Origin of the sequence: Herminiimonas sp. CN (assembly GCF_000622895.1) — a bacterium.
Classification (GTDB): Bacteria; Pseudomonadota; Gammaproteobacteria; order Burkholderiales; family Burkholderiaceae_D; genus AVCC01.
In genome coordinates this window covers 1-7,993 of record NZ_AVCC01000116.1, presented here as the reverse complement: position 1 = coordinate 7,993, position 7,993 = coordinate 1, and the positions used below count along the sequence as shown (strand labels likewise).

At 57.6% G+C, this 7,993-nt stretch carries 8 protein-coding genes; 6 read left to right on the top strand and 2 right to left on the bottom strand.

The features are described from left to right. Window positions 1-52 precede the first annotated feature (52 nt). Window positions 53-1,042 carry a serine/threonine protein kinase gene (locus HMCN_RS0116425; protein WP_025918404.1) on the bottom strand — a complete coding sequence of 330 codons (990 nt, stop codon included), beginning with the start codon at window positions 1,040-1,042 and terminating at the stop codon, window positions 53-55. A gap of 99 nt (window positions 1,043-1,141) precedes the next feature. On the opposite strand from HMCN_RS0116425, the gene HMCN_RS0116420 reads away from it, so the two are divergent. Next, the gene (locus HMCN_RS0116420; protein ID WP_025918403.1) at window positions 1,142-1,852 is read left to right on the top strand and encodes a UPF0149 family protein; all 711 of its coding nucleotides are present in this window, start codon (window positions 1,142-1,144) and stop codon (window positions 1,850-1,852) included. Window positions 1,853-2,003: 151 nt separating this feature from the next. Here HMCN_RS0116420 and orn read toward each other — a convergent pair whose 3' ends face one another. Then, a complete protein-coding gene (orn, locus tag HMCN_RS0116415; RefSeq protein WP_025918402.1) occupies window positions 2,004-2,600 on the bottom strand; it encodes an oligoribonuclease in 597 nt (198 codons plus the stop codon). Window positions 2,601-2,641: 41 nt separating this feature from the next. Here orn and HMCN_RS0116410 point away from each other — a divergent pair, with 41 nt between their 5' ends. The 5 genes from HMCN_RS0116410 to HMCN_RS0116390 all read left to right on the top strand — a co-directional run bounded on the left by HMCN_RS0116410 (window position 2,642) and on the right by HMCN_RS0116390 (window position 7,533). Further along, window positions 2,642-3,898: a M48 family metallopeptidase gene (locus tag HMCN_RS0116410; protein WP_025918401.1), complete on the top strand. Its 1,257-nt coding sequence runs from the start codon at window positions 2,642-2,644 to the stop codon at window positions 3,896-3,898. A 14-nt stretch (window positions 3,899-3,912) separates the two neighbouring features. Further along, window positions 3,913-4,263, top strand: coding sequence for a 4a-hydroxytetrahydrobiopterin dehydratase (locus HMCN_RS0116405; protein WP_025918400.1), 351 nt, complete (start codon window positions 3,913-3,915; stop codon window positions 4,261-4,263). 25 nt (window positions 4,264-4,288) lie between these two features. Next, on the top strand, window positions 4,289-5,179 hold the full coding sequence (rsgA, locus tag HMCN_RS0116400; RefSeq protein WP_025918399.1) for a ribosome small subunit-dependent GTPase A: 891 nt from the start codon (window positions 4,289-4,291) through the stop codon (window positions 5,177-5,179). A 129-nt stretch (window positions 5,180-5,308) separates the two neighbouring features. After that, window positions 5,309-6,220 carry an ornithine carbamoyltransferase gene (gene argF, locus HMCN_RS0116395; protein ID WP_025918398.1) on the top strand — a complete coding sequence of 304 codons (912 nt, stop codon included), beginning with the start codon at window positions 5,309-5,311 and terminating at the stop codon, window positions 6,218-6,220. An 80-nt stretch (window positions 6,221-6,300) separates the two neighbouring features. Beyond that, window positions 6,301-7,533, top strand: a complete 1,233-nt coding sequence (locus tag HMCN_RS0116390) for an argininosuccinate synthase (RefSeq protein WP_025918397.1) — start codon at window positions 6,301-6,303, stop codon at window positions 7,531-7,533. Window positions 7,534-7,993 lie beyond the last annotated feature (460 nt).

Below are 7,993 nucleotides of genomic sequence, written 5' to 3'. Positions count from 1 at the left end.
GATTTTTATGCGCAAGGTACACGGTGTGCGCCCTACCGCAGCTGCAGGCGATTCAAATCATCCATAGCGGCCCCTCCTCCATCAGCACGATCTGTTCGCGCAATTCCAGAATCCGGTCCTGCCAGTAGCGCTGGGTATTGAACCACGGGAACGCCGCCGGGAAGGCTGGGTCGTCCCAGCGCCGCGCCAGCCAGGCTGCGTAGTGGATCAGGCGCAGTGTGCGCAGCGCTTCCACCAGATGCAGCTCGCGCGGATTGAAGTCGCAGAAATCCTCGTAGCCGGCCAGCAAATCGGCCAACTGGCGCGAGCGGTCGGCGCGGTCGCCCGACAGCAGCATCCACAGGTCCTGCACCGCCGGCCCCATCCTGCTGTCGTCGAAATCGACGAAATGCGGGCCGGCATCGGTCCACAGCACATTGCCGACATGGCAGTCGCCGTGCAGCCTCAGCATCTGCAGCGCGCCGGCGCGCTCATAGCAGCGCTGCACGCCTTCCAGCGCCTGCGCGCTGACGCTGCGATACGCGGCCAGCAGATCGGGCGGAATGAAGTCGTGCGACAGCAAATACGCTTGCGGCTCGATCCCGAAGCTTTGGATATCCAGCGTCGGACGCTCCCGGTACGGCTGCAGCGCGCCCACCGCATGGATGCGGCCGATGAAGCGCCCCAGCCATTCCAGCGTGGCGCGATCTTCCAGTTCCGGCGCGCGCCCGCCGTGGCGGGCGAATACCGCGAAGCGAAAGCCTTCGAACACCTGCAGCGAAGAACCGTTCACCAGCTGCGCCGGCACTACCGGGATCTCGCGCTCGAACAGCTCCTGCACGAATGCATGTTCCTCCAGGATGGCGCAATCGCTCCAGCGCTGCGGCCGGTAAAACTTGACCACCAGCGGCGGCGCGTCTTCCATGCCGATCTGGTACACCCGGTTTTCATAACTGTTCAGCGCCAGCATGCGGCCGTCGCCGTGCAGGCCGACACTATCGAGCGCATCCAGCACGCGGTCGGGCGACAGGGTCGCAAACGAGGGGGGATTCAATGGGTTCATGCCCGCATTGTACGGCCCTGCGGCGCCAGCGCAATCGCGCCTGCCGGCCCGACGCGGTACACTGCGGGTCTTGCCGCCTTCATCCTGACAGAGACACTCATGCAACTCGACGACCCGCTATCCGACAAAGAATTCAACGAACTGGACCAGTTCCTTCTCTCCGACCGCTGCGCGGAAGACGGCATGACCATGGATTCGCTGCATGGCTACCTGACCGCGCTGGTGATCGGCCCGGAAATGGTGCTGATGCAGGAATGGCTGCCCAACGTCTGGGGCCCGGAGCTGAAAAAAGCGCCGAAATTCAAATCCGAAAAGGAACTGGAGCGCATCACCGGCCTGATCGCGCGCGTGATGAACGAGATCGCGGTGACGCTGGAAGTGGCGCCGAAGGAATTCGAGCCGCTGTATTGCGAATACGAACACGAAGGCCGTTCGGTGATCGACGGCGAGGCTTGGGCCTGGGGCTTCTGGGAAGGCATCCAGCTGCGCGCAGAAGCCTGGGAGCCGATCTGGGCCTCGAATCTGGCCGACGTAGTGCGCCCGATCTACCTGCTCGGCGCGGAAGAAATCGAGGAAGAGGAAATGGCGCTGGTGGACGACCCGATCAAGCGCCACAAGCTGGCAGTCGAGATCGAAGCGGCGATTCCGGAAATCTACCGCTTCTGGCTACCACACCACAAATCGGCAGTGGCCCCGATCAAGCGCGAAGCGCCGAAAGTCGGCAGGAACGACTTGTGTTCCTGCGGCAGCGGCAAGAAATTCAAGAAGTGCTGCGGCGCCGAGCCAGCCGGGGAAAACCAGTCAGGATGACCAGATTCTAGCAATAAAACAGGGGGTATTGCCATTTATAGCGCATTTCCCGCATGGATCAGTGCGGGATTAAAAATACATCATTAAGTATATTTCATGCGCCAAGCGCATGAAATAACTGTCTAATTATAAGCAGCAGGCCGGATGGCGCTTATTCCTTGATGAAGTGCTGGCGGTAGTAGCGCAGTTCCTCGACCGATTCGATGATATCGGCCAGCGCGGTATGCTTCTGATGCTTCTTGAAGCCGGTGGCGATTTCCGGCTTCCAGCGCTTGCACAGTTCCTTCAGCGTCGAAACGTCCAGGTTACGGTAATGGAAGAAGGCTTCCAGCTTCGGCATGCCGCGCGCCATAAAGCGGCGGTCCTGGCAGATCGTGTTGCCGCACATCGGCGATTTTCCGGCCGGCACGAAATGTTTCAGGAAATCGATCAGCGCCGACTCGACATCAGCTTCGCTGACCGTCGATGTCCTGACCCGCTCGATCAGGCCGGAGCGTCCGTGGGTGCCCTTGTTCCAGGCGTCCATGCCGTTCATGATGGCTTCCGGCTGGTGGATCGCGAACACCGGGCCTTCGGCCAGGATATTGAGTTGCGCATCGGTGACCACGACCGCGACTTCGATGATGCGGTCGTTATCCGGGTCGAGGCCGGTCATTTCCATGTCAACCCAGACCAGGTTGAACTCGTTCGGGCGCACTGGCACTGCCGGTTTGTCGGGGGATGTTGGTAATTCAGGGGCTTGTGACATAATCTTCCTTTAGCAAGCCGTCATTTTCTCACAGGCACAGCATGTCTTCACTCGCATTTTCAGTTTTGTTCGTCAGCTTCCTGCTCCTCACGCTGGTCGTGCGGTTCTGGCTGGCGTCCCGCCACATCCGGCATATCCTTGCGCATCGCAGCGCGGTGCCGGACGAATTCGCCGGCAAGATCCCGCTAGCCGCGCATCAGAAAGCCGCCGATTACACCATCGCCAAGACCAAGCTCGGCGTCGTCCTGCTGCTGGTGCATGCTGCGGTGCTGATCGGCTTCACCCTGCTGGGCGGCCTGCAATGGCTATCGACTGCAGTATTCAATCTCAGCGGCGCCGGCATGACTTACCAGATCGGCCTGATTCTCGCATTCGCCCTCATTTCCAGCCTGATCGACCTGCCCTTCGACTATTACAAGCAGTTCTCGCTGGAACAGCGCTTCGGCTTCAACAAGATGAGCGCGCGATTATTCTTTGCCGACATGCTGAAAAACACGCTGATCGGCGCCGTCATCGGCCTGCCTTTGCTGTGGCTGGTGCTGACCCTGATGGCAAAGTCCGGCAGCCTGTGGTGGCTGTATACCTGGCTGGTCTGGAGCGGCTTCCAGTTGCTGATGCTGGTGTTGTATCCGACCGTGATCGCGCCGCTGTTCAACAAATTCACGCCGCTGGCCGATGCGGGTCTGGTGCAGCGCATCGAAGCCCTGATGCAGCGGGTCGGCTTTGCCGCCAAGGGTCTGTTCGTGATGGACGGCTCCAAGCGCAGCGCCCACGGCAACGCGTATTTTTCGGGCTTCGGCGCGGCCAAGCGGATCGTCTTTTTCGATACTTTGCTGTCGCGCCTGGCGCCAGAAGAAATCGAGGCGGTGCTGGCCCATGAGCTCGGCCATTTCAAGCTGAAACACGTGATCAAGCGGATTGCCGTGATGTTTCTGGTATCGCTCGGCTTTCTGGCGCTGCTGGGTTATCTGAAAAACCAGCCTTGGTTTTATACCGGCCTGGGGGTTGATCCGATGCTGCTGGCCGGCACCGATGCGATGGCGCTGATCCTGTTCATGCTGGCGCTGCCGGTGTTTACCTTCCTGCTGTCGCCGCTGACATCGATCACCTCGCGCAAACACGAATTCGAGGCCGATGCCTTCGCCGCCAAGCACACCCGCTCACAGGACCTGGTGTCGGCACTGGTCAAGTTGTATGAAGACAACGCATCAACCCTGACACCCGACCCGCTGCATTCGGCCTTCTATGATTCGCATCCGCCGGCCAGCGTGCGCATCAGTAAGTTACTTTCCGCTTAAAAAAAGTGATGCAGATGATTGATACCAATACCTTGCTACAAAAAAAATGTGCTCCCAATGCAGCCGCGCTGGGAGCAACCGAAATCACCGAATATCTGGCCGCGGTCAGCGGCTGGCAACAGGATGGCGCATGCATCGCCAGGGCGTTCAAGTTCAAGGATTATTACGACACGCTGGCCTTCGTCAACGCGATTGCCTATGTAATCCATGCGGAAGACCACCATCCTGAACTGACCGTCACCTACAACCGCTGCCTGGTGAAATTCGATACCCACACTGCAAACAACAATCGCGGTGGCATTTCGGAAAACGACTTCATCTGCGCGACCAAGGTCAACGCGATTTTCGAGCAAACTTTTTCCTGATCGGATGCCGCTGAATGACAACTTCATGACGGCTCTTTCCGGCACCGTAATTGCAGCGCACGGCAGGCACTACCTGGTCGACGCCGATGACCAGAAGCTGCAATGCGTCACCCGCGGCAAAAAGAGCGATGTCGCGGTCGGCGATATCGTCAACCTGAAGCTGACCTCAGCCAACCAGGGCGTGATCGAATCGATTGCCGAACGCAAGACCCTGCTGTACCGCTCGGATCAATACAAATCCAAGTTGCTGGCGGCCAACGTCACGCAGCTGTTCATCGTGGTCGCCACCGAACCCGGTTTTGCCGATGACCTGATTTCGCGCTCGCTGGTCGCGGCAGAAGCGGCCGGCGTTGCAGCACACATCGTTTTGAACAAAACCGATGTCGCCGAGGCCCTGCCGAAAACGCGCGAGCGCCTGCAAGCCTACGCAGCACTGGGTTATCCGATCCACGAAGTATCGGCACGCACCCAGCCGCAAGCGGCTTGCGCGACGCTGCAACCGTTGCTGGACGGACAATCGACGATTCTGATCGGACAGTCCGGCATGGGGAAATCGTCCCTGATCAACCTGCTGGTGCCGGATGCGGAAATTGCCACGCGCGAAATTTCGGCAGCACTCGATACCGGCAAGCACACCACCACCTTCACCCGCCTGTACAAGACCGACAGCAACACTGCGATCATCGACTCGCCGGGATTTCAGGAGTTCGGCCTCTATCATCTGACCGAAGGCATGCTGGAACGCGCGTTCGTGGAATTTGCGCCGCATCTGGGCCAGTGCAAGTATTACAATTGCCATCACAACAACGAACCGCACTGCGCGGTGCGGGCAGCCGTGCAATCGGGCCAGATTGCTGCCATGCGCCACGCCTTGTATCTGCAATTGGTGCATGAATCGTCGCAGACGCTGTATTGAGTATCGAACCGGCACAAACGGGGAATTTCAGCAAGGGATACGATTGAAGATTTTTATGATTAATCCCTTATAATCGAAGCAGTTGCGCAATTACGGCAGCAGGCCTCATGCTTGTTGCCGCTTCTACTTATGACAATCAAACACTTCCTGCAATTTTCCGACTTTTCGCTTGCCGAGTTCGAGCATGTGATCGAACGTGTCCGCATCATCAAGCACAAGTTCAAGAATTACGAACCGTACCACCCGCTGATGGACCGCACGCTGGTGATGGTGTTCGAAAAAAGCTCGACCCGCACCCGCCTGTCCTTCGAGGCCGGCATGCAGCAACTGGGCGGCGCCGCGATCTATCTGAATACCCGCGACAGCCAGCTCGGCCGCGGCGAGCCGGTCGAAGATGCCGCGCAGGTGATGTCGCGCATGTGCGACATCATCATGATTCGCACCTTCGGCCAGGACATCATTGACCGTTTTGCGAAAAATTCGCGGGTGCCGGTGATCAACGGTCTGACCAATGAGCACCATCCTTGCCAGGTTTTGGCCGATATCTTCACCTACATCGAACATCGCGGCTCGATCGGCGGCAAAACCGTGGCCTGGATCGGCGACGCCAACAACATGCTGTATTCGTGGCTGCAAGCTGCCGAAGTATTCGGTTTTCATGTCAATGTCTCGACCCCAAAAGGCTATGACATCGACCGCAACCTGGTATCCGCATCGAATACCCGCTACACGCTGTTCGGCAATCCCTCGGACGCCTGTGAAGACGCGCATCTGGTAACCACCGATGTCTGGACCAGCATGGGTTTCGAGGCTGAAAATGCAGCACGCCTGCAAGCCTTTGACGGCTGGATCGTCGATGCCGCCAAGATGCGCCGGGCAAAACCGGATGCGCTTTTCATGCACTGCCTGCCGGCCCACCGCGGCGAAGAAGTTGCGGCGGAAGTAATCGACGGCCCGCAATCGGTAGTCTGGGACGAGGCTGAAAACCGGCTGCATGTGCAAAAGGCTTTGCTAGAATATCTGGTACTGGGGAAAGTCTGACTGTCCCGCATGGAAACCTATCGTTCCGATGTGTAATTACGCACCGAATTTAACCCTTCAGATTAACAAAAAGGCTGTTTATGTCTGACATCAAAAAAGTTGTGCTCGCCTACTCGGGCGGCCTGGATACATCGGTCATCCTGAAATGGCTGCAAGATAACTATCAATGCGAAATCGTCACCTTCACCGCCGATCTCGGCCAGGGTGAGGAGCTGGAACCGGCGCGCCAGAAGGCCATCAAGTTCGGCATCAAACCGGAAAATATCTATATTGACGACGTACGTGAAGAATTCGTGCGCGATTTCGTGTTCCCGATGTTTCGCGCCAACACGGTGTACGAAGGCGAATATCTGCTGGGCACCTCCATCGCCCGTCCTCTGATTGCCAAACGCCTGATTGAAATTGCGCGCGAAACCGGCGCCGACGCCATCTCCCACGGTGCAACCGGCAAAGGCAACGACCAGGTGCGCTTCGAGCTCGGCGCCTATGCATTGATGCCGAATGTAAAAATCATCGCGCCATGGCGCGAATGGGATTTGTTGTCGCGCGAAAAACTGCTCAAATACGCGGAAGATGCCGGCATTGAAATCGACATGAAGCACAAGAATGGCGGCGCGCCGTACTCGATGGATGCCAACCTGCTGCACATCAGCTTTGAGGGCCGCCACCTGGAGAATCCAAGCGCGGAAGCGGAAGAGTCGATGTGGCGCTGGACAGTCAGCCCGGAAGCCGCGCCGGATGCAGCGGAATATCTGGATGTGGAATTCGAGAAAGGCGATATCGTAGCGCTGAATGGCAAACGCCTGTCGCCGGCGCAAGTCTTAACGGAACTCAATCGCCTGGGCGGAAAGCATGGCATTGGCCGCCTCGACCTGGTCGAAAACCGCTATGTCGGCATGAAATCCCGCGGCTGCTACGAAACTCCGGGCGGAACCATCATGCTCAAAGCGCACCGCGCGATCGAATCGATCACGCTGGACCGTGAAGTAGCGCACCTGAAGGACGATCTGATGCCGCGCTATGCCAGCATGATTTACAACGGCTACTGGTGGGCGCCGGAACGCGCTGCACTGCAAACCTTGATCGACAGTACCCAGCAGTGCGTCAACGGCTGGGTGCGCATCAAGCTCTATAAAGGCAATGTGATTGTGGTAGCGCGCGATTCCAAGACGGACTCATTGTTCGACATGAACATCGCAACCTTTGACGAAGATGGCGGCGCCTACAATCAGGCCGATGCAGGCGGCTTCATCAAACTGAATGCATTGCGCATGCGCATCGCAGCCAATGCAAGGAACCGCAGCAAAACCTAAGCACCTTCCAGTGCGCGTCAGCCGATGACGCTGAGGTGAAAAGATCCGCCCAATATATTTTCGGCGGATCTTTTTTTGTCAGTGTAGCGTCAGCATCGCAGCATACATTGACGCCACAACAACATGATGATTGAACCGGCTTGATGTCAAATCCGGTCGGCGGCGCATTAACGGCGTCGACGCTGTAAATAAGGTGCGGCAATTGAGATCCGATCTGGCCGTCGCCTGATTTCACGCATGCGGCTGACTGGCATATCATCTCATTCTCGTCCGTGCATGTTTTTTTCTGGAGGGCGTCATCAAAAATGCGTGCCCATCATCTCGCTCGATTTGGCGAACTGTTGATTTTGCTTGCAACGTGTTTATCAAATAACCGATATCCAGCCAAAGTATAGTTTTTTAACTACACAGGCTAACAATTTTTACGTAATATCTGCACAAAATACAGTCCGTTCGTCCA